Below are 19463 nucleotides of genomic sequence, written 5' to 3' on the forward strand. Positions count from 1 at the left end.
TGGCCAAATATTGGACCTATGGTAGCCTGTGTCTCAAGGCCGTCTTGGCCCGGTGATCGAGGGGGATCGACCATGCTCTACATTCTCGCACTTCTGATCGGCGTCATTGCCGGTCTTCGCGCCATGACGGCGCCGGCTGCCGTTGCCTGGGGCGCTTATCTCGGCTGGCTGCCGGTTGCCGGCACCTGGGCGAGCTTCATGAATCACTGGGCGGCTGTCGGCATCTTCACCATCCTGGCCATCGTCGAACTGGTCACCGACCAGTTGCCGTCGACGCCGAGCCGTAAAGTGCCGCAGCAATTCGGCGCCCGCATCGTCATGGGCGCCTTCACCGGCGCGGTGATCGGCGCGACAGGCGGCGCCACCATCGGCGGCTTGATTGCCGGCGCCATCGGCGCTGTCATCGGCACGCTGGGCGGCGCTGAAGCTCGCGGCCGGCTCGCAGCCGCCTTCGGCAAGGATCCGCCCGCCGCCTTCATCGAGGACGCGGTGGCGATCATCGGCGGTCTGCTGATCGTGGCTGCGGTGGCATGACGACGAAAACCTTCGACGCCATCATCATCGGTGCCGGACAGGCTGGCCCTCCGCTGGCCGGCCGGCTGACGGCCGCCGGCAGGAGCGTGGCGCTGATCGAGCGCAAGCTGGTCGGCGGCACTTGCGTCAACACCGGCTGCATGCCGACCAAGACCATGGTCGCCAGCGCCTATGCCGCGCATCTGGCGCGCCGCGCCGCCGACTACGGCGTGACGCTCAGTGGCCCCGTCGGCGTCGACTATGCCAGGATCAAGGCGCGCAAGGACAAGGTGACGATCGACGCTCGCACCAATCTCGAGACCTGGATTGCCGGCATGGACAAATGCACCCTCTATCGCGGCCATGCGCGTTTCGAATCCGCCAACACGGTGCGCGTCGGCGACGATCTGCTGACCGCCGAAAATATCTTCCTCAACACCGGCGGCCGCGCCTCGGTCCCAGACCTGCCCGGCATCCACGACATCGACTATCTGACCAATTCCTCGATGATGAATCTCGACGTGCTGCCGCGCCATCTCATCGTCGTCGGTGGCAGTTACATCTCGCTCGAATTCGCACAGATGTTCCGCCGCTTCGGCTCGGAGGTCACAGTCATCGAAAAGAGCCCACGCCTGACCGGCCGCGAGGACGAGGACGTCTCTGCCGCCATCCTGTCGATCCTCGAAAACGAAGGCATCGCGGTCCATCTCGGCGCCGACGACATCGCTTTCGCCAGACAAGGCCAGGACATTGCCGTGACCTTCTCCGCCGGCAAACCGCCGGTGGTCGGCTCTCACGTGCTGCTGGCTCTGGGGCGGACGCCCAACACCGATGACCTCGGCCTGGAGAGGGCTGGCGTGGAGGTCGACAAGCGCGGCTTCGTCTCTGTAGACGACCAGTTGCGCAGCAGCGTGCCCGGCATCTGGGCGATGGGCGACTGCAACGGCAGGGGCGCCTTCACCCACACCTCCTACAACGACTACGAGATCGTCGCCGCCAACCTGCTGGACAATGATCCGCGCAAGGTCAGTGATCGCATCGAAGCCTATGCGCTCTACATCGACCCACCGCTCGGCCGCTGCGGCATGACCGAGGCCGCGGTGAAGAAATCCGGCCGTCGCGCGCTGGTCGGCCAGCGGCCGATGACCCGCGTCGGCCGCGCTATCGAAAAGGGCGAGACGCAGGGTTTCATGAAGATCCTGGTCGACGCAGACACGAGGGAGATCCTCGGCTGCTCGGTGCTCGGACCCGGCGGCGACGAGGTTATCCATTGCGTGCTCGACCTGATGTACGCCAAGGCGCCCGTCGACACGCTCGCGCGTGCCGTGCATATCCACCCGAATGTCTCGGAACTGTTGCCCACCATTGCTCAGGAACTGAAGCCGCTGGCTTGACAGCCTGTTGGCGACCCATTTCAAAGCTCTTCCTTTTCTGCATCGCTGCAATGCAGCAATGCCGCTTGCGCACGGCGGCGTCCTTCGCGCAGTCTGGATTTGAACCGATTCAGTCTGGACGCCCCATGCCCTTGCCGATCCTTGCGCTTGCCATTGCGTCCTTCTGCATCGGCACCACCGAATTCGTCATCATGGGCCTGCTGCCCGAGGTCGCGGCCGACCTCGGCGTGTCGATCCCTTCGGCGGGTCTGCTGGTCACCGGCTATGCGCTGGGCGTCGTCTTCGGCGCCCCGATCGTCGCGATGGCCACCGCGCATTTGCCGCGCAAGCCGGTGCTGGTCGGGCTGGCCGTGCTGTTCGTCGTCGGCAATCTGTTTTGCGCCATCTCGCCCAACTACTGGACGCTGATGGCCGCGCGCGTTTTCACCGCGTTCGGCCATGGCGCCTTCTTCGGCATCGGCTCGGTCGTTGCCGCCAGCCTGGTGCCGCGCAACAAACGCGCCAGCGCCATCGCGCTGATGTTCGCCGGGCTGACGCTGTCCAACATCCTTGGCGTTCCCGCCGGAACCGCACTTGGCGAAGCCTTCGGCTGGCGCTCCACCTTCGTTGCCGTGGTCGGTATCGGCCTGATCTCGGTGGCAGCGATCGCCTGGCTGGTGCCGTCCGATGTCGCCCAGCCAAGCGGTGGCGGCTTGCGCGGCGAACTGCGCGTGCTGGGCAAGCTGCAGGTCTGGCTGGCCATGCTGATCGCGGCGCTGACTTCCGCAAGCCTGTTCACCGTCTTCACCTACATCAAACCCTACCTCACCGAGGTGTCGGGCTTGTCGACCTCGGCAGTCACGTGGGTTCTGCTGCTGTTCGGCGCGGGCATGACCATCGGCAACATTATCGGCGGCAGACTGGCCGACTGGAAACTGATGCCGACAGTGATCGGCACGCTGCTGCTGATGGCCCTGCTTTTCGTTGGCTTCAGGCAGTTCGGCGCAATCGCCAGCGTTGCCGTCGGCATCGTCTTCCTGTGGGGCCTGCTCATCTTCGTCGTCGTGCCGCCGCTGCAGATCCGGGTCGTCGAGGCGGCCTCCGAGGGACCGAACCTCGCCGCCACGCTGAACCAGGGCGCCTTCAATGTCGGCAATGCCAGCGGCGCCTGGATCGGCGGCGTAGCCCTTTCCGCCGGTGTTTCCTATGCCAATTTGCCGCTGGTCGGCGCAGCACTCGCTTTGTTGGCGGTCACCGTCGCCGTGCTGTCGCAGGCGCTGGACCGGCGCGCGCCGGTCATCCCGCTCCCGGCTGAATAGTCTCTTGCGCCCATAGCGCGGCGGGCTGGACCAATCGACATAGGCGCCTTCAAATCGCATGTCTTCTGGTCCTTGATGGAGGAAGTCATGCAGAAATCGATCGAGCGCATCGCCGGCGAAAGCGAAGGGGTTTGCTACGAATTCCCGCTGTTCCGCTTCACTGGTTCCGACAAGGCTGCTCCTTCGGCCTATCTGCAGGCGGCGCTCCATGCCGGTGAGTTGCCGGGCGTCGTCGCCATCGACGCGCTGATGCCGATGCTCGCCAGGGCGGAGGCCGAAGGCCGCATCAAGGGCAACCTCACCGTCGTGCCCTGGGCCAACCCTGTCGGCCGGGCGCAATATCATTTCGGCGAGCATCAGGGCCGCTTCCATCTCGGCACGCGCACCAATTTCAACCGCGGCTTTCCGCTGCTCGCCGCGCCCGACACAGCCCTCTTGCCCGACACCACCCTTGGCAGCGTCGACCAGCGGCTGAAGACGCGGCTGGTGCAGCTGTCGTTCGGCCATGACATCGTGCTCGACCTGCACTGCGATGACGAGGGCCTCGCCTATCTCTACGTCCACACCAGCCTGTGGCCTGATATGGCCGATTGCGCCGCGGCCATGGGCGTCGACGCAGTCGTGCTGTGGAGCGAGGACACCGACGGCACCTTCGAGGGCGCCTCGATCATGCCCTACCAGAATGTCCCAGCTGATGTAGCCAAGCTCGACCGCCGCGTCGCCACCACGGTCGAATATCGCGGCATCCTCGATGTCGACGGCGCCTTGGCCGCCTCTGACGCCGACGGGCTCTACCGGCTGCTGACGGCACGCGGCGTGATCGCCGATAGCGCCCTGCCCGCGCCGGGTCCTTTCACCGGCTTCGTGGCGCCATTGGAAAACATCGACATGATGCCGGCGCCACGGGCCGGTGCCGTGCTCTACGACGTGAAACCCGGCGACCGCGTCGCCAAGGGCGCGCGCCTAGCCACCATCGTCCATGCACCGGGTGAAACCGATGGCCGCACCGAAGTGTTTGCGCCGCAGGATGGCATCATCCTGACCCGCCGCTCGCGCCGCATCATCCGCGCCGGCGAGGATCTGTTGAAGCTGGTCGGCGACAGGAAGAGCGCCGACGCCCGGTCGGGGACGCTGGAAGATTGAGAAAGCTTTGCCTCGTAGTTTGCCGAAGCACTCCATAGCTTCGTCATTCTAGGGCGAAGCAAGGAGCGAAGCGACGCGGCGCAGACCCTAGAATCCATGCCGCGACTTCAAAGCGTCGCTACGTTCAGAATTCTGTTCCGCTGCGCCCTTCAACTGAGGTCGCGGCATGGATCCTCGGGTCTCCGCGACGTCGCTTCGCTCCTGCTCCGCCCGTGGATGACGAAGTTGCGAGGCTTCGGCCAATCCCAAACCCGTTGCATGCAGCATCACCGCCTAGCCCGAAATAGCCAGCCGCGCCTTCGCCTCCAGCCATTCGGCCATCTGCCGGTAAGGCACCGGGCCGTGACTGATGCGGGCGACACCCAGTTCCGCCAGCCGCTGGCGCGGCGGCACATGCGCCAGCGCGATGATGTTGACCGGCAACGCGATTGCCTTGCAGAGTGTCTCGATCAGGCCCTCATCGCCAAGGCCCGGCGCAAAGAAGCCGTGCGCGCCAGCTTTTTCGAAGGCCTGTGCGCGCTCTATGGCCTGGTCGAGCAGGGCGTCATCATGCGCATCCGGTTTCGCCTTGAGGAAGATGTCGGTTCGAGCGTTGATGAACGCCGGTATCCCGGAAGCCTTGACGGCCGCCGCCGCGGCTTCGATGCGTTTTACCTGAACAGCGATGTCGTGCAGGCCGCTGCCACCGACAACCTGGTCTTCGAAATTGAACCCAACAGCGCCGGCCCGCAGTGCCGACGTTACCGTGCGAGCAACAATTTCCGGGTCGACGCCGTAACCACCCTCGAGGTCCATGGTCACCGGCAGGTCGACGGCAGTGACGATGCGCTTGATGTTGTCGAGCGCCAGCTCCAGCGGGATTTTCTCGCCATCGGCATAGCCGAAGGCGGCCGCCACCGGCCAGCTTCCGGTGGCGATCGCCTTGGCGCCCGCTTTCTCGACGATCTTGGCCGAACCCGGATCCCAGACGTTGTAGAGAACGATCGGGTTTCCCTTGACGTGGAGGGAATGGAACGTCCGCGCACGCTCGATCTGCTCGGTCATGATTGTTTTCTCGTCTTCCTGCTGTTGATGAACATTCTAAGCGCCATAGCCGGTTCTGGCGATGTACCATGAGGCGCAGAAGCGACAGCCACCGGACAGGCTTTTCAAACCTGTTGCGTATCCTCCCTTTCGCAGCTATGGATTTTGCCATGAACATGCGTTCGATCAAGACCATTTGGTGGTGGGCCTGCTGACAGCGGCCTGTTCGAACACGTGCGCGTGAAAAGAGAGGGTGGCCGCAACGGAAAGTCCGGGCGGCCATTTGTTTTTTCCAAGCCATTCCCGGGTCCGTTGCCCAAGAAGCTGATGGAGACGGCAATGACGATGAAGGTTCTGGAAAACGGCGCGGAAAGTTTCGTGACCGCGGGTGGCATAACCATCACGCGCGCGCGCCACGACCGGCCCTATGCAGGTGCGATTGACGCCTATGTCGACGGCCTGAATTCGCGCCGCGGTGCGGTGTTTTCCTCCAATTATGAATATCCCGGCCGCTACACGCGCTGGGACACCGCCATCATCGATCCGCCGCTGGTCGTCTCGGCGCGCGGCCGTGCCATGCGCATCGAGGCGCTGAACGGCCGTGGCGAGACGCTGTTGCCGGTCATCGGCAAGACGCTGGGCGACCTCGCCGACGTCACCATCGCCGAGACGTCGGAGAAACTGATCCGCCTCGACGTCGCCAAGCCCGGCCGTGTCTTCACTGAAGAGGAGCGCAGCCGCGTGCCTTCGGTATTTACGGTCCTGCGCGCCATCACCGCTCTGTTCAAGACCGAGGAAGACGCCAACCTCGGCCTCTACGGCGCCTTCGGCTACGACCTCGCCTTCCAATTCGACCCGGTCGACTACAAGCTCGAGCGCAAGCCAAGCCAGCGCGATCTGGTGCTTTTCCTGCCCGACGAGATCCTGGTCGTCGACCACTATTCGGCCAAGGCCTGGACCGACCGCTACGACTATGCCGGCGACGGGTTTTCAACCGAAGGGCTGCCGCGCGACGAAATCGCCGAGCCGTTCAAGAGCCCCGACCGCATCCCGCCGCGCGGCGACCATGAACCCGGCGAATACGCCGATCTGGTGCGCAAGGCGATGGATTCGTTCAAGCGCGGCGACCTGTTCGAGGTCGTGCCCGGCCAGATGTTCTACGAGCGCTGCGAGACGCAGCCATCCGAGATTTCGCGCAAGCTGAAGGCAATCAACCCCTCGCCCTATTCCTTCTTCATTAATCTGGGTGAAGGCGAATACCTGATCGGCGCCTCGCCCGAAATGTTCGTTCGCGTCAACGGCCGCCGCGTCGAGACCTGCCCGATCTCGGGCACCATCAAGCGCGGCGACGATGCCATTTCGGACTCCGAGCAGATCCTGAAACTGCTCAACTCGAAGAAGGACGAATCCGAGCTGACCATGTGCTCGGACGTCGACCGCAACGACAAATCGCGGGTCTGCGAGCCGGGTTCGGTGCGCGTCATCGGCCGCCGGCAGATCGAGATGTATTCGCGCCTGATCCACACCGTCGACCACATCGAAGGCCGGCTGCGCGAAGGCATGGATGCCTTCGATGCCTTCCTGTCGCATGCCTGGGCGGTCACCGTGACCGGCGCGCCGAAATTGTGGGCCATGCGCTTCATCGAGCAGAACGAGAAAAGCCCGCGCGCCTGGTATGGCGGCGCGATCGGCATGGTCAATTTCAACGGCGACATGAACACCGGCCTCACCCTGCGCACCATCCGTATCAAGGACGGCATTGCCGAAGTGCGCGCCGGCGCCACATTGCTGTTCGACAGCATTCCCGAGGAAGAAGAAGCCGAAACCGAACTGAAGGCATCCGCCATGCTCTCCGCCATTCGCGACGCCAAGACAGGCAATTCCGCCAGCACCGAGCGAACCACCGCGCGCGTCGGCGACGGCGTCAACATCCTGCTCGTCGACCACGAGGACTCGTTCGTTCACACGCTGGCCAATTATTTCCGCCAGACCGGCGCCAATGTCTCGACCGTCCGCTCGCCGGTGCCGGAGGAAGTCTTCGACCGGCTGAAGCCCGACCTCGTCGTGCTGTCGCCCGGCCCCGGCACGCCGAAAGATTTCGACTGCGCCGCCACCATCAAGAAGGCGCGCGCCCGCGACCTGCCGATCTTCGGCGTCTGCCTTGGCCTGCAGGCGCTGGCCGAGGCCTATGGCGGCGAACTCAGGCAGCTGCATGTGCCGATGCACGGCAAGCCGTCGCGCATCCGCGTTTCCAAGCCGGGCATCATCTTCTCCGGCCTGCCCAAGGAAGTCACCGTCGGCCGCTACCATTCGATCTTCGCCGATCCGGTTCGCCTGCCCGACGATTTCATCGTCACGGCCGAAACCGAGGACGGTGTCATCATGGCCTTCGAACACCGCAAGGAGCCGATCGCCGCGGTACAGTTCCACCCGGAATCGATCATGACGCTCGGCCACAATGCCGGCATGCGCATCATCGAGAACATCGTCGCCCACTTGCCCCGCAAGGCCAAGGAAAAGGCCGCCTGACGATCATGGCCGAAGCCGAGAACACGATGGCGATCGCGGCCAAGGCGGCCGCGAAGCGCAAAATCGCCAATCTCGCCTTCTGGTCGATTATCGTCGCTTTTGTCGTGCTCGCGCTGAAGGCTGCCGCCTGGTACGTCACCAGCTCCGTGGCGCTCTACTCGGACGCCTTGGAATCGATCGTCAACGTCATCGCCTCGGTTGCAGCCTTCTGGGCGATCCAGGTCAGCCACAAGCCGGCCGACCAGGACCACCCTTTCGGCCATCACAAGGCCGAGTATTTCTCGGCGGTGCTGGAAGGCGTGCTGATCGTGCTCGCCGCCCTTTTGATCCTCAACGAGGTCTGGCGCCACTGGCAGACCCCGGCACCGCTCGAACAGCCCTGGGAAGGTCTTGCCGTCAACGGCGTCGCTACAGTCATCAACGCCTTCTGGGCCTGGACGTTGATCCGCGCCGGCAGGGCGGAGAAGTCACCGGCGCTGGTTGCCGACGGCAACCACATCATGACCGACGTGGTCACCTCGATCGGCGTCTTCGGCGGCTTGGTCGGAGCGATCCTGACCGGCTGGCAGATTCTCGACCCGGCACTTGCCGTCCTCGTGGCGCTGAACATCCTGTGGCAGGGCTGGCACGTCATCGGTTCGTCGATGAACGGCCTGATGGACCGCGCCGTCGACACCCAGGAACACATGCGCATCCGCGACGTCATCTCGGCCAATTGCAAGGGCGCGCTGGAGGTGCACGACCTCAAGACGCGCATCGCCGGCCGCGCCACCTTCATCGAGTTTCATCTGGTCGTCGATGCCGACATGTCGGTCGGCGCCAGCCATGTCATCTGCGACCGGATAGAGGACGCGCTGAAGGCCGAAATCCCCTCGGTGCGCGTCACCATCCATGTCGAGCCCGACGACGAGGCCAAGCTCCCCAAGGGCACGACGGCCGTGCCGTTTGCGTGAGGCGGTCTCCCGTCACGACCTTGGAAAATTAGCCAAAGCCCCTCGACTTCGTCATCCACGGGCGGAGCAGGAGCGAAGCTCCGTCGCGGAGACCCGAGTATCCATGCCGCGACCTTGGCCTCAGAGTGCAGCGGAACAGAATTCTGCACCGCAGCAGCGCTCGGATGTCACGGCATGGATCCTATGGTCTGCGCCGCGTCGCTTCGCTCCTTGCTCCGCCATAGGATGACGAAAACGCTGGGTGCTTACGGAGCGCATGCCGATTGCGGCATCGGCTGCAGCCGATAGACCTTGTCGTCGGATTTCGTCTTGCCGTCGGCGGCCTTCGAACACAGGTCGACGATCGCGAGTGCACTGTTGGGATTGGCCAGCATCATCGTGCCATCGGCACCACGCTTGAGGAAAATCTCCTTCTGCGCGATGTCGCAGGAGAAATCGCTCATCTTCGAACTGGCCGCGCAGCGCCACTGGTCGGCTTCGGCCTGGCAGGAATAGGTCTGCGTGACTTTGGCCGATTTCTGCCGTGTGGTGACGGTAACGGCAATGTCGGCGCCATCAGGCCAGTTGGCTGCGTCGCCCCCTGAAGCAAACGACGCCAGTTCGACCGGGCCGCGGAAAACCCCGATCGACTTGGTGAGCTGATCGGGGTGCGAGCCGAGATGCGCTGCATCGTAGTCGCGCCCATAGCAGAATGCCTGGTCCGGCTTCAGCCGCTCGCGCAGTGGAGCCCCGAGCGCAGGGGCGATCGGATCGATGCGCGCGAACTCGGCCTTGCAGGTCGCCGCCGGCATCGGGTCGAGGCGGAAATTGTCGTCCTCCGAGCCGAGCGCCTGCCTGTCATACTCCGCTGCGCCAAGCTCCTCTTCCGATCCGGCATCGAGATAGATGTCGGGCTGCAGATCCGAGAGAAGCAGCCGGCCCTTGTCGTCGACCTTCAGCGATGCAAGCGTCCGGTCGCACTCCATACCGCAATGGATGGGGCCTGTCTTGCCGTCCTCCGACACATGATTGCACCAGCCGCCGGCCCATTCCGGCGCCTTGGCGCCGCGCACGGAGGTGGCGATGAAGGCATTGTAAGAAGTGTCGGAATTCACGGTCGGCTCTTCATTCGGCCGGCTGACCGGATCATGGCCGTAGTAGAAGAAGATCCGCGCCACCTTCTGCTTCGGGTGCGCCTTGAGATGCGCCGCATCATAGACGCGGCCGAAACAGGCGTCAGTGCCGTTGGGACTGAGTTCAGTGAGCTTGAGTGCATCATCGGCGAAGGCCGAGCCGGCAAGCGTGGCAATCAGCGCCGCGCCAGCAATTGTCTTCCATTCCCCTGCCCTGAACGCCACGTGATCTCTCCTCCGCATCGACAGGACGCAACGTCAATTTATGCTAGTATTGCGGCCGCAGCCACGCAATTCGCGGCGGGCCGCCAAGCGAAGGAGGATGCCATGCGTCGGCGCGACATGTTCCGCGCGGTTCTTGCCGGAACCGGAACGCTTCTCGGTTTGCGGGCAGCACAGGCAGCCGCCACCGAGCCCACAAGGCAAAAAGTCGCCTACCACTTGAGCGACACCGACAAGGTCAATTTCGTGCTCGGCAACATCAAGAACCACTATGAGGGCACCGGCGGCAATGTCGACATCGTGCTGGTCGTGCATGGTCCGGCCTTGGCCAGCTTCAAGTCGAAGGGAATATCGGCCGCGATTTCCGGGCGCTTCGCCGGCCTGGTGCGGCAGGGGCTGGAATCCCATGCTTGCGCCAACACCATGCAAGGCATGGATATTTCGCTCCCCGACCTGCTCGCCGGGTTTCATGCCGCCGACAAGGGCGGCGTCGTCAAACTCGCCGAACTGCAAGGCCAAGGTTACGCCTATCTGCACCCGTAGAGCGGTTTGCTTGGCGCAAATTCCCCAAGGGAAAGCGCTACTCCTTTTCCCGGGAAACCGTTTCACACGTTTCCTTGAATTGCTCAAAGGCTTGAACACCGGGGTGGCAAGGGCCTACGAAGGACAGGCAGACGTCCCGGAGGAAGAACCGTGCCAGCCACCACACTCAGCATACCCGATCTTGCCGGCAAGGCAGTGCTGGTCACCGGTGCGTCGACCGGCATCGGAGCGGCGCTCGCGCTGGCCTATGCAGCGCAGAAATGCAAGGTGGCGCTGCACTACAATTCGAGTCAAGACGCCGCCGAGAAGCTCGGCCTGACGATTGCCGACAAGGGCGGCGAGGTGTTTCTCGTTCAGGGCGATTTCTCCGTTGCCGCCGATGTCGAGCGCGTCGTCGAGGATAGCGCGCAATATTTCGGCCGCCTCGACGGGCTGGTCAACAATGCCGGCGGCATGCTTGGCCGCATTCCCTATGCCGAGCAGACCGAGGCGCATTACGACGCTGTGATGGACCTCAACGCCCGTTCGGTACTGACTGCTTCGCGCAAGGCGATCCCGTGGCTGAAGAAACAGGGCGGCTTCATCGTCAACACCTCCTCGATCGCCGCCCGCAATGGCGCCGGCGGCGGCGCCGGGCTTTATGGCTCGGCCAAGGCCTTCGTCTCCAATGTGACGCGCGGCATGGCCAAGGAACTGATCGGCTTCGGCATCCGCGTCAACGCGGTGGCGCCCGGCACTATCCTGACGCCGTTCCACGAGCGCTATTCGACCGACGAGCAGATGAAGGGCATGATCGCTACCATTCCGCAGGGGCGTGCCGGCACGGCGCAGGATTGCGTCGGCGCCTATCTGTTCCTGTCTTCCGATCTTCTGAGCGGCTACATCACCGGCCAGGTGATCGAGGTGAATGGCGGCCAGTTGATGCCTTGAGCGGCTATCGGCATACTGGCGATCTGCATGTTCTTGTCGAAAACCTCAAAGGGAGACAACGGAATGTACGGACTGATCGGCAAGATGCGGGCGGCGCGCGGCCAGCGTGACGCGGTCATCGACCTCCTGCGCGCCAGCACCGGCGCCCTGCCGGGTTGCCTGAACTACATCATCGCCCGCGACCCCGCGGATGCCGATGCGATCTGGGTCACCGAAGTATGGACCGACGCCGAAAGCCACAAGGCCTCGCTGCAGCTTCCCGAAGTCCAGGCGGCGATCGCCAAGGCGCGGCCGTTCATCGCCGGCTTCGAATTCCAGGTCGAAACCCACCCTGTCGGCGGCTTCGGCCTGGCCGACGGCAAGACGGGGTGAGTTCGATGCCAACTTTGAGGAGCAACCTTTGACGCAGACAGTAAACATTCGCGATGCGAAAGCCCATCTGTCGCGCCTTGTGAGACGTGCAGCCCAAGGCGAGTCGTTTGTTATTGCCAAAGCCGGCAAGCCGTTGGCCAGAATCGTGCCGATCGAACAACCGGCTCTGCAGGCGCGACGGGTCGGTTTTATGGCCGGCCAGTTTTCCGTCCCCGACGATTTCGACCGCATGGGTCGCAATGAGATCGAGCAACGGTTCGACGCCGGCTTATGAAACCTGTTACTCGACACCTGGACGGGTGAAACAATAGTTTTCTATGAACCGCGGTTCGCATTTTTCGCCCTGCGGGTCTAAGAGCGAAACATGGATTCCTCGGCCGAGCAGCCCTCCCCGGACCTGCCCACACTCGAGCGCATGGCGCGGATGCGCAAGCTCTGGCAGTGGCTTGCCCTGCTGGTTGTTTCCCTGCTGTTCGCCGGCGCGCTGGAACTCGCGGCCCTGCCGGCGGCGCTGCTGATCGGGCCGATGCTGGCGGCCATCGTCGCCGGCACCAATGGTGCCACGGTGCGCGTGCCGCGCCTTCTGTTCGGCGCCGCCCAGGCGATCGTCGGCTGCCTTGTAGCCGCTTCGATCTCGGCCGACATCTTTCCGGTCTTCTACAAGGAATGGCCGCTGTTTCTCGGTGTCGTGGTGGCAACCGTCACGGCCTCCAGCCTGCTCGGCTGGCTGATCAGCCGCTGGCGCATCCTGCCCGGCACCACCGCCGTCTGGGGCTCGTCGCCGGGTGCGGCCACCGCCATGGTGCTGATGGCCGGTGCCTTCGGCGCTGACCAGCGTTTCGTCGCCTTCATGCAATATCTGCGCGTCATCTTCGTCTCGATGACGGCGGCACTCGTTGCCAAGATGTGGGTCGACACATCCGGCGTCGAAATCCCCGCCATCGTCTGGTTCCCGCCGATCGACGCCCAAGCCTTCGCCGCCACCATCGGCATCGCGTTTATCGGCGGCTTGGCGGGAAAGCTGTGCCGGCTGCCTTCGCCCTTCTTTCTCGGCACCTTCGTCTTCGGCACCGTCGTCCATCTCGGCTTGGGCGTGGAGATGCAATTGCCGCAATGGCTGCTGGCGGTCAGCTACGCCATGGTCGGCTGGTCGATCGGCCTGAACTTCACCAGGGCGATCCTGCGCCATGCGGCGCGCGCTCTGCCGCAGATCATCGCCTCGATCGTGGCGTTGATCGCTTTCTGCGGTGGCATGGCCTTCATGATCAGCCATCTGCTTGGCATCGATCCGCTGACCGCCTACCTGGCGACCAGCCCCGGCGGCATGGACAGCATCGCCATCATCGCCGCCGCAGCGCAGAACGTCGACATCTCCTTCGTCATGGCCCTGCAGTCGGCACGCTTCCTGATCGTGCTGTTGGTCGGCCCGAGCGTCGCGCGGCTGGTGGCGAGAAGCGTCAGACAATAGGCAAAACCGACGCCGGAGACGGTCATAAGCCGCGGATTATTCCTCGCCGCCCTCATCCTCGCTTTGCGCGTCGCGGCGCCAGTAGGCGGTGACCAGGTGCCGGTTGCGCGATAGGTTCCATTGCTTGCGCACGATCTTGCGGATCTCCCGGAAATCGCCGAATTCGCATCCGGCCCAGACATAAAGACCGTCGGCAAGCGCCATGTGGCTGCGCTCCCGCAAGGCGGCTGGCAACAGGCCGGCGGTGCCGGCCTCTCGGCCGTGCCGGTAGAGCCAGGTGATATCGACATTGTCCCCTTGCGCCAGCGCGATCCGGTCATCCGGGCCATCGACCTCGATCAGTGCCTCGGCGCGGGTTGACGCCGGCAAATGCTCCAAAATCCGGCCGATGGCTGGCAGTGCGGTGTCGTCGCCGAGCAGAAGCAAGGTCTGCGCCACCGGGGCGTCGCCGCCACCGGGTCCGATCATGCCGATCACGTCTCCTGCCTGTGCGCTTTGCGCGAAGGCGGCGGCGGGCGTCTCCTGGCCTGGATGCAACACGAAATCGACGTCGAGCCAACCGCTTGCGGCGTCCACCGCCCGGATCGTGTAGACCCGCACGGCAAGCGCATCGTCGCCAGAAGGCCAGACGATCAAGCCGTCAGCGCCCATCGTCGGCCAAACCAGCCGGCGGCCAGGCGGCGGCAGCAGCAGCCGCATGTGCAGGCCGCCATGGGTAAATCGGCCGAGATCCTTGCCGGCGAAGCGCAGGCGCTGCATGTGCGCCGATATCCGCGTTGACGACATCACCGCGATCTCGCGGAAGAAGACCGGCGTACCGGCGTCGCTGCCGTCACCTTGCCAATGGATGCCCTTGGTCGTGCCGAGATGTTCGGCGACATGGCCGGCGACCGTCATCTTCATGTAGGACAGGCAGGTTTCGTCTGTCGCCGCGACCCGGATCAGCACGCTTTCATCATCAAGCGTAGCGCTCAACGAGCCGTAGTAGAGGCGGAGCTCCCACTGGTCGGCAACGCCAGTGTCAATCTCGAATTCGCTGTGCTCTGCGCGCAGCCGGTCCATCACCAACCTGATCGCCGCGTCGCTGATCCGGGTTTGCGCGTTCAGTTGGTCCATCGCTCAGTCCTTCGCAACAATTCGGCAAGCGCCGCAGCGCCACCGCCGTCAGCGACATGCCACAGCCGCTGCGGCGTTTCCACATAAACTTGATTCTAAAATTCATATTTAGCGATGAACGCCTACCGCGCAGCAAGCCGCTCGGGAAGAAAGTCGACGAAGACGCGCACCTTCGGCGACAGATGGCGATTGGAGGGCCACAGCATCCGGAACTGGCCACGGCCGTCGACATGACCGTCGAGGACGGTACGCAGCCTGTCTTCGTGCAGCGCCTCGCGCACCAGGAAATCCGGCATGCAGGCGATGCCGAGCCCGGCGAGCGTGGCGCCTTTCAACGCCTCCATGTTGTTGCATGTCAGCATCGAGCGTATCTGCGGTTCGGCGCTTCCGGTAGTGAACGGCCACTCCAGCAGCCTGCCGCTGTTCAGGAAGCGGAAGTTTATGCCGAAATGCCTGGTGAGATCAGCCGGCACGCTGGGGGCGCCATGGCGGTCGAGGTAGGAGGGCGCCGCGCACAGCAGCATGCGAAAGGGCGCAACGGGTCTCGACACAAGGCGCGAATCCGGCAGTTCGCCACTACGGATCGCGACATCGATGCCCTCGTCGATGACGTCGACGATCCGGTCGTTGAAATCGATGTCGAGCTCAATCTCGGGATAGCGGGCCATGAACTCCGACAGCACCGGCAGCAGCAGATGATAGGTGACGATCGGGGTGGATATGCGCAGCCGCCCACGCGGTGTTTCCCGTGTCCGCGACAGCATCGCTTCGGCATCGTCGATGTCGTCGAGGATGCGGCGCACGCGCTCGTCGAACAGTCTGCCCTCTTCCGTCAGGCCAATCCGCCGCGTGCTGCGCTGCAGCAGCCGCACGCCGAGTTCCTGCTCGAGACGGGCGACACTTTTGCCGACGGCGGAAGCCGAGATGCCAAGTCCCCGCCCGGCAGCGACGAAACTGCCGAGCTCGGCGGTGCGGGCGAAGGCCAGGAGGCCGTTGAGACGATCCATCGCGTCATTCCATTCGAGCGTTTCAGTCCGATATACCAGGAGATATAACACTATTTTTCCTGAAATGCCGGCGACCTATCTTGTCATCACGACCGGCTCCGCAACCGCGCGGCTACCGGCAGATACTGCTTCAGATAGGGAAATCCATGACTTCTAGGACCACAACCGGCTCTGCCGAGAGATGGCTCGTGCTCTTGTCCGTGTGCCTTGCCGCGATGACGATGCCCTTGACCTTCACCGGTCCGGCCGTCGCTCTGTCGCGCATCGCGGCCGATCTCGGCGGCAGTCCGATCGAGCTCAACTGGGTGACCAACGCCTTCATGCTGACCTTTGGCGCCACCCTGATGGCGTCGGGCGCTCTGGCCGACAACCATGGCCGCAAGCGCCTCTTCCTCGTCGGCCTCTCCCTCTATGTCCTGGCATCGCTGGGCGCGATGCTGGCGCCGGACATCATCTGGTTCGACATTTTCCGGGCCGCGCAGGGGATCGGCAGTGCGGCCGCCTTTGCTGGCGGCGCCTCGGCACTTGCCCAGGAATTCGAAGGGCCATTGCGGCTGCGCGCCTTCAGCTTTCTCGGCACCAGTTTCGGCATCGGCCTCGCCTTCGGCCCGATCGCGTCGGGCCTGCTCATCTCTGCATTCGGCTGGCGGTCGATTTTTCTTCTGGTTGCAGCACTCGCGATTGCCGCCGCCATGCTCGGCCTGCGCACCATCAGGGAATCGCGAGATCCGGATGCGACTGGCCTCGACTGGGCGGGAGCCGGCACCTTCACGATCGCGCTGGCGTCGCTGACCTATGGCGTGCTCCAGGCCCCGCAGTGCGGCTGGGCCGATCCCCTTGTCGTCACCCTTCTGGCCGCTTCTGTCATCTGTTTTGTCGCCTTCGTCTTTGTCGAGCGACGCGCACAACGGCCGATGCTTGACCTCACGCTGTTTGCCTATCCCCGCTTCGTCGGCGTCCAGTTTCTGGCTGCGGCACCCGCTTACGCCTTCGTCGTCCTGCTCGTCCTGTTGCCGATCCGCTTCATCGGCATCGAGGGCATGAGCGAGATCAAGGCCGGGCAATTGATGATCTGCCTATCAGGCCCGCTGCTGATCCTGCCGATGCTAGCCGGACAGCTGGCGCGCTGGATCGCGCCGGCCACGATCTGCGGCGTCGGCCTGCTTGTCGCTGCCGCCGGGCTTGTCTGGCTGAGCCTGACACCACCGGTCGATAGTGCGCTGGGGGCGCCGCTGATGCTGATCGGCGTCGGCATCGCCCTGCCCTGGGGATTGATGGACGGGCTTGCCGTCAGTGTCGTGCCGAGAGAGCGCGCCGGCATGGCGGTCGGCATCTTCAACACCACCCGCGTTGCCTCCGAGGGTGTAGCGCTGGCGATCGTCATGGCGACCCTTTCCGGCTTTACCGCCGCGCAGCTCGCCTCACAAGGAATGGCATCTTCGACGGAGGCAGCGGCGGCAGCCCAGCTGCTGGTGACCGGCAATCTCGGCGAAGCAGCACAACATCTGCCCCAGGCCGGAGCCATCGTTCTGGTCCAGGCCTACGAGACGGCGTTCGACAGGCTGCTGATCGTGCTGGCGGCGATCACCGTCGTCACCGCCATCGTCGTCTTCCTTGGCCTGCGTCGCGGATCGGCTTCAGGTGAAAGTGTCGACGTCCAGGCAGTGCCGCAGGAAGGGTAGCAGTCAGCGGACGGCCCCCGCTATCAATCGAGCCTGTGCATCAGGTCCTCATCCAGCCAGCGGCCGAAGAAATAGACCAGTTGCTTGTGCCACCACGGCCAGTCGTGGCTGACATCGCCACCCCAATAATCGACCCAGGCGGGAATGGACTTGTCGCGCAGGATTTGTTCCAACCTGCGCGTCTCGACCAGCATCCGCTCTTCCCATGCGCCCTGCCCGCAGCAGAAGATCAGCCTGAGCGCCTTCAGCCGGGTCAGCAGTTTGGGATCGACGATGCCGGGCAGATAGTCCAGCGGCGAGTTGTAGAAAATGTCGCCCTCGAGCGCTTTGCCGAAGAAGTCGCGCGCCGAATAGACGCCCGACAGCGCGATGACGCCGCTGGCAAGTTCGGGAAAGCGGAAGACGAAGTTCGACGAGTGATAGCCGCCCATCGAACAGCCCGAGAACAGCGGCTTCAGCTTGCGGCCGCCATTGGCCTGCTCGGCTGCGGACAGGAACTCCGGCAGCGCCTCCTCGCGCACATAGCGGAAATAGGCCTCGTGGCGGGCGATGCGGTGCGCGGCGTCCGCATGCTTGTCGAAGAAGGATTCCGAATCGACGCCGTCGACCGTGAACAGCTGGATGCGGCCGGTGTCGATGAATTCGGCCAGTGCGCCTACGCCGCCGGAATCCTCGAACTGGTAGAACCGGCCCTGCGAGGTCGGAAACACCACCACCGGCCGGCCGGCATGGCCGTAGCGCTTGTATTCCATGTCGCGGCCGAGCTGGCTCGAGAAATTCTTGTGATAGGAAATGTCCATCGCCTCACGCCTTTTCCGCGTGGATATAGGCGACTGCCTCGCGCAACGCTGCTTCGTCCTTCGAGCGCATCTGATAGGCGTAATTTCCCATGGCGCGGCTGAAAACCTCTTCGATGGCCTGATGGTGGACGATCTTGTCGCGGTGCGCGGCTAGCACGTCCTCATGGCTGTGCAAATAGTGGAGGCGTCGCTTGCGGCTGGCATAGGCGGTGAAGTATTTGCCCTCGTAAGGGCCGCCGGCGGCATCTCTGACCACCATATCGGCCCATGCCGCATAGACGTCGACGTCGAACGTATAGTTGATCGCATCGGTCATCCAGGCGCCGGGCGGGCGCATGTTGACCTCCAGCGCGATGACCCGGTCGTCCTTGGTCTCGAACAGCTCGATGTGGAAGAAGCGTTCGCGCACGTCGAACGCCTTCAGTATTTTGCGGCCGGCCTCCTCGATCGCCGGTCTAACCTTGGGAAAGCAGGTGTAGCTCATGTGGCGGTCCTTGTTGACCACCTCCATGATGCTCTGGTCATAGCGGTGGCTGGCCGCCAGCACCACCTCGCCGTCGCGGTTGACCAGCCCGTCATAAGTCACCACCAGTCCCTCGATAAACTGCTCCATGACGAAGGTCACGTCCTCGGGCTTGTCCCGGAAGAACTGGTCGAGCTCTTTGGCGTTGGAGATCTTGAAGGTGTTCGATGCGCCGGAACCGCTGTCGGGCTTGACCACCACCGGATAGCCGACGCGCCGGATGAAAGTCATGGCCCCGGCACGGTCGGAGCATTTGCGCTGCGCGATGGTGTCGACGCCACTCTTGCGGAAGAAGGCGCGCATGCGGCTCTTGCGCTTCAGATTCTTCACGAAATCGAGCTTGGTGCCGTAGATGTTGAAGTCGGAGCGGATGTTGGCTTCCAGCTCCAGCCAATGTTCATTGAGCGATTCGAAACGGTCGATGCGGCCCCATTTGTGGATGAAATGCCCCATCGCCCGGAACACCGGATCGTAGTCTTCCATGTCGGCGACACGGTAATATTCTGAAAGCGCCGCCTTCAGCTTGGCGTCGAGTGCGTCATAGGGTGCGTCGCCGATGCCGAGCACCCTGGCTCCGGCCTTCTTCAAACGGTCGCAGAAATCCGCGCCGTTGGCGGGAAAATGCGGCGAGAAGAACACGAAATTCATGGACAACCCCATCGCAACCCGTCGATGCCCAAGTCTGGCGCATTTGCAGCGCCTGGGGAAGGGCACGTGCGGTGGGGACAATATCCAGCAAGATCCGGCCAGCAATGCCAAGGCACCGAACTCGGGTTCCCTCGGAGCCTTCGGCGCGTTGGCTGACGGAGCATCAAACGAAAAACCCGCCTGTGCG

General features: G+C 63.8%; 18 protein-coding genes. 12 read left to right on the forward strand and 6 right to left on the reverse strand.

Translation table 11 applies throughout. The features are described from left to right. The first annotated feature begins 72 nt into the window (after window positions 1–72). From NKI99_RS08170 to NKI99_RS08185, 4 genes are all read left to right on the forward strand, one after another. Window positions 73–534 (forward strand): DUF4126 domain-containing protein, encoded by a 462-nt coding sequence (locus NKI99_RS08170; protein ID WP_352610506.1) that lies wholly within the window; start codon window positions 73–75, stop codon window positions 532–534. Further along, the gene (locus tag NKI99_RS08175; protein ID WP_352610507.1) at window positions 531–1907 is read left to right on the forward strand and encodes an FAD-containing oxidoreductase; all 1377 of its coding nucleotides are present in this window, start codon (window positions 531–533) and stop codon (window positions 1905–1907) included. Before NKI99_RS08170 ends, NKI99_RS08175 begins: the two co-directional genes overlap by 4 nt. 125 nt (window positions 1908–2032) lie before the next feature. Beyond that, window positions 2033–3205, forward strand: coding sequence for an MFS transporter (locus NKI99_RS08180; RefSeq protein WP_292702147.1), 1173 nt, complete (start codon window positions 2033–2035; stop codon window positions 3203–3205). A gap of 87 nt (window positions 3206–3292) precedes the next feature. Next, on the forward strand, window positions 3293–4348 hold the full coding sequence (locus NKI99_RS08185) for a succinylglutamate desuccinylase/aspartoacylase family protein (protein ID WP_352553384.1): 1056 nt from the start codon (window positions 3293–3295) through the stop codon (window positions 4346–4348). Window positions 4349–4621: 273 nt separating this feature from the next. Here the strand turns inward: NKI99_RS08185 and NKI99_RS08190 are convergent, their stop codons facing one another. Next, window positions 4622–5392: an isocitrate lyase/PEP mutase family protein gene (locus tag NKI99_RS08190; RefSeq protein ID WP_023809880.1), complete on the reverse strand. Its 771-nt coding sequence runs from the start codon at window positions 5390–5392 to the stop codon at window positions 4622–4624. A 318-nt stretch (window positions 5393–5710) separates the two neighbouring features. Between NKI99_RS08190 and NKI99_RS08195 the strand changes: the two genes are divergently transcribed. Both NKI99_RS08195 and NKI99_RS08200 read left to right on the forward strand, forming a co-directional pair. Then, window positions 5711–7900: an anthranilate synthase gene (locus tag NKI99_RS08195; protein WP_352610508.1), complete on the forward strand. Its 2190-nt coding sequence runs from the start codon at window positions 5711–5713 to the stop codon at window positions 7898–7900. Between the two features lie 5 nt (window positions 7901–7905). After that, complete coding sequence (locus NKI99_RS08200) at window positions 7906–8853, forward strand: cation diffusion facilitator family transporter (RefSeq protein ID WP_352610509.1); 948 nt, start codon at window positions 7906–7908, stop codon at window positions 8851–8853. 245 nt (window positions 8854–9098) lie between these two features. Here NKI99_RS08200 and NKI99_RS08205 read toward each other — a convergent pair whose 3' ends face one another. Beyond that, window positions 9099–10190, reverse strand: coding sequence for a hypothetical protein (locus tag NKI99_RS08205; RefSeq protein ID WP_352610510.1), 1092 nt, complete (start codon window positions 10188–10190; stop codon window positions 9099–9101). A 102-nt stretch (window positions 10191–10292) separates the two neighbouring features. On the opposite strand from NKI99_RS08205, the gene NKI99_RS08210 reads away from it, so the two are divergent. From NKI99_RS08210 to NKI99_RS08230, 5 genes are all read left to right on the forward strand, one after another. After that, entirely contained in the window at window positions 10293–10730 is a 438-nt protein-coding gene (locus NKI99_RS08210; protein ID WP_023809884.1) for a DsrE family protein, read from the forward strand. A 150-nt stretch (window positions 10731–10880) separates the two neighbouring features. Then, window positions 10881–11660, forward strand: coding sequence for an SDR family NAD(P)-dependent oxidoreductase (locus NKI99_RS08215; protein ID WP_352610511.1), 780 nt, complete (start codon window positions 10881–10883; stop codon window positions 11658–11660). A 63-nt stretch (window positions 11661–11723) separates the two neighbouring features. Further along, window positions 11724–12032, forward strand: coding sequence for a putative quinol monooxygenase (locus NKI99_RS08220; RefSeq protein ID WP_127290228.1), 309 nt, complete (start codon window positions 11724–11726; stop codon window positions 12030–12032). Window positions 12033–12060: 28 nt separating this feature from the next. After that, a complete protein-coding gene (locus NKI99_RS08225) occupies window positions 12061–12306 on the forward strand; it encodes a type II toxin-antitoxin system Phd/YefM family antitoxin (RefSeq protein WP_023809887.1) in 246 nt (81 codons plus the stop codon). 90 nt (window positions 12307–12396) lie between these two features. Beyond that, a complete protein-coding gene (locus tag NKI99_RS08230) occupies window positions 12397–13500 on the forward strand; it encodes an AbrB family transcriptional regulator (protein ID WP_352610512.1) in 1104 nt (367 codons plus the stop codon). A 36-nt stretch (window positions 13501–13536) separates the two neighbouring features. Here NKI99_RS08230 and NKI99_RS08235 read toward each other — a convergent pair whose 3' ends face one another. Both NKI99_RS08235 and NKI99_RS08240 read right to left on the reverse strand, forming a co-directional pair. Next, on the reverse strand, window positions 13537–14616 hold the full coding sequence (locus NKI99_RS08235) for a siderophore-interacting protein (protein ID WP_023809889.1): 1080 nt from the start codon (window positions 14614–14616) through the stop codon (window positions 13537–13539). Between the two features lie 122 nt (window positions 14617–14738). Continuing rightward, window positions 14739–15623 (reverse strand): LysR family transcriptional regulator, encoded by an 885-nt coding sequence (locus NKI99_RS08240; protein WP_352610513.1) that lies wholly within the window; start codon window positions 15621–15623, stop codon window positions 14739–14741. 146 nt (window positions 15624–15769) lie between these two features. On the opposite strand from NKI99_RS08240, the gene NKI99_RS08245 reads away from it, so the two are divergent. Beyond that, entirely contained in the window at window positions 15770–17305 is a 1536-nt protein-coding gene (locus tag NKI99_RS08245; RefSeq protein ID WP_352610514.1) for an MFS transporter, read from the forward strand. Window positions 17306–17328: 23 nt separating this feature from the next. Here NKI99_RS08245 and NKI99_RS08250 read toward each other — a convergent pair whose 3' ends face one another. Then, on the reverse strand, window positions 17329–18105 hold the full coding sequence (locus NKI99_RS08250; RefSeq protein ID WP_023809891.1) for an esterase family protein: 777 nt from the start codon (window positions 18103–18105) through the stop codon (window positions 17329–17331). 4 nt (window positions 18106–18109) lie between these two features. Continuing rightward, window positions 18110–19276 (reverse strand): ATP-grasp domain-containing protein, encoded by a 1167-nt coding sequence (locus tag NKI99_RS08255; protein ID WP_023809892.1) that lies wholly within the window; start codon window positions 19274–19276, stop codon window positions 18110–18112. Between the last annotated feature and the right edge of the window lie 187 nt (window positions 19277–19463).

It is taken from the genome of Mesorhizobium sp. M0239 (assembly GCF_040321815.1).
Classification (GTDB): domain Bacteria; phylum Pseudomonadota; class Alphaproteobacteria; order Rhizobiales; family Rhizobiaceae; genus Mesorhizobium.

Excerpts from the sequence above, each read along its gene's own strand:
- NKI99_RS08185 (WP_352553384.1), top strand. The coding sequence starts at position 3,293 with ATGCAGAAATCGATCGAGCGCATCGCCGGCGAAAGCGAAGGGGTTTGC.
- NKI99_RS08210 (WP_023809884.1), top strand. The coding sequence starts at position 10,293 with ATGCGTCGGCGCGACATGTTCCGCGCGGTTCTTGCCGGAACCGGAACG.
- NKI99_RS08200 (WP_352610509.1), top strand. The coding sequence starts at position 7,906 with ATGGCCGAAGCCGAGAACACGATGGCGATCGCGGCCAAGGCGGCCGCG.
- NKI99_RS08170 (WP_352610506.1), top strand. The coding sequence starts at position 73 with ATGCTCTACATTCTCGCACTTCTGATCGGCGTCATTGCCGGTCTTCGC.
- NKI99_RS08190 (WP_023809880.1), bottom strand. The coding sequence starts at position 5,392 with ATGACCGAGCAGATCGAGCGTGCGCGGACGTTCCATTCCCTCCACGTC.
- NKI99_RS08240 (WP_352610513.1), bottom strand. The coding sequence starts at position 15,623 with ATGGATCGTCTCAACGGCCTCCTGGCCTTCGCCCGCACCGCCGAGCTC.
- NKI99_RS08220 (WP_127290228.1), top strand. The coding sequence starts at position 11,724 with ATGTACGGACTGATCGGCAAGATGCGGGCGGCGCGCGGCCAGCGTGAC.
- NKI99_RS08250 (WP_023809891.1), bottom strand. The coding sequence starts at position 18,105 with ATGGACATTTCCTATCACAAGAATTTCTCGAGCCAGCTCGGCCGCGAC.
- NKI99_RS08230 (WP_352610512.1), top strand. The coding sequence starts at position 12,397 with ATGGATTCCTCGGCCGAGCAGCCCTCCCCGGACCTGCCCACACTCGAG.
- NKI99_RS08195 (WP_352610508.1), top strand. The coding sequence starts at position 5,711 with ATGACGATGAAGGTTCTGGAAAACGGCGCGGAAAGTTTCGTGACCGCG.
- NKI99_RS08245 (WP_352610514.1), top strand. The coding sequence starts at position 15,770 with ATGACTTCTAGGACCACAACCGGCTCTGCCGAGAGATGGCTCGTGCTC.
- NKI99_RS08180 (WP_292702147.1), top strand. The coding sequence starts at position 2,033 with ATGCCCTTGCCGATCCTTGCGCTTGCCATTGCGTCCTTCTGCATCGGC.
- NKI99_RS08235 (WP_023809889.1), bottom strand. The coding sequence starts at position 14,616 with ATGGACCAACTGAACGCGCAAACCCGGATCAGCGACGCGGCGATCAGG.
- NKI99_RS08175 (WP_352610507.1), top strand. The coding sequence starts at position 531 with ATGACGACGAAAACCTTCGACGCCATCATCATCGGTGCCGGACAGGCT.
- NKI99_RS08255 (WP_023809892.1), bottom strand. The coding sequence starts at position 19,276 with ATGAATTTCGTGTTCTTCTCGCCGCATTTTCCCGCCAACGGCGCGGAT.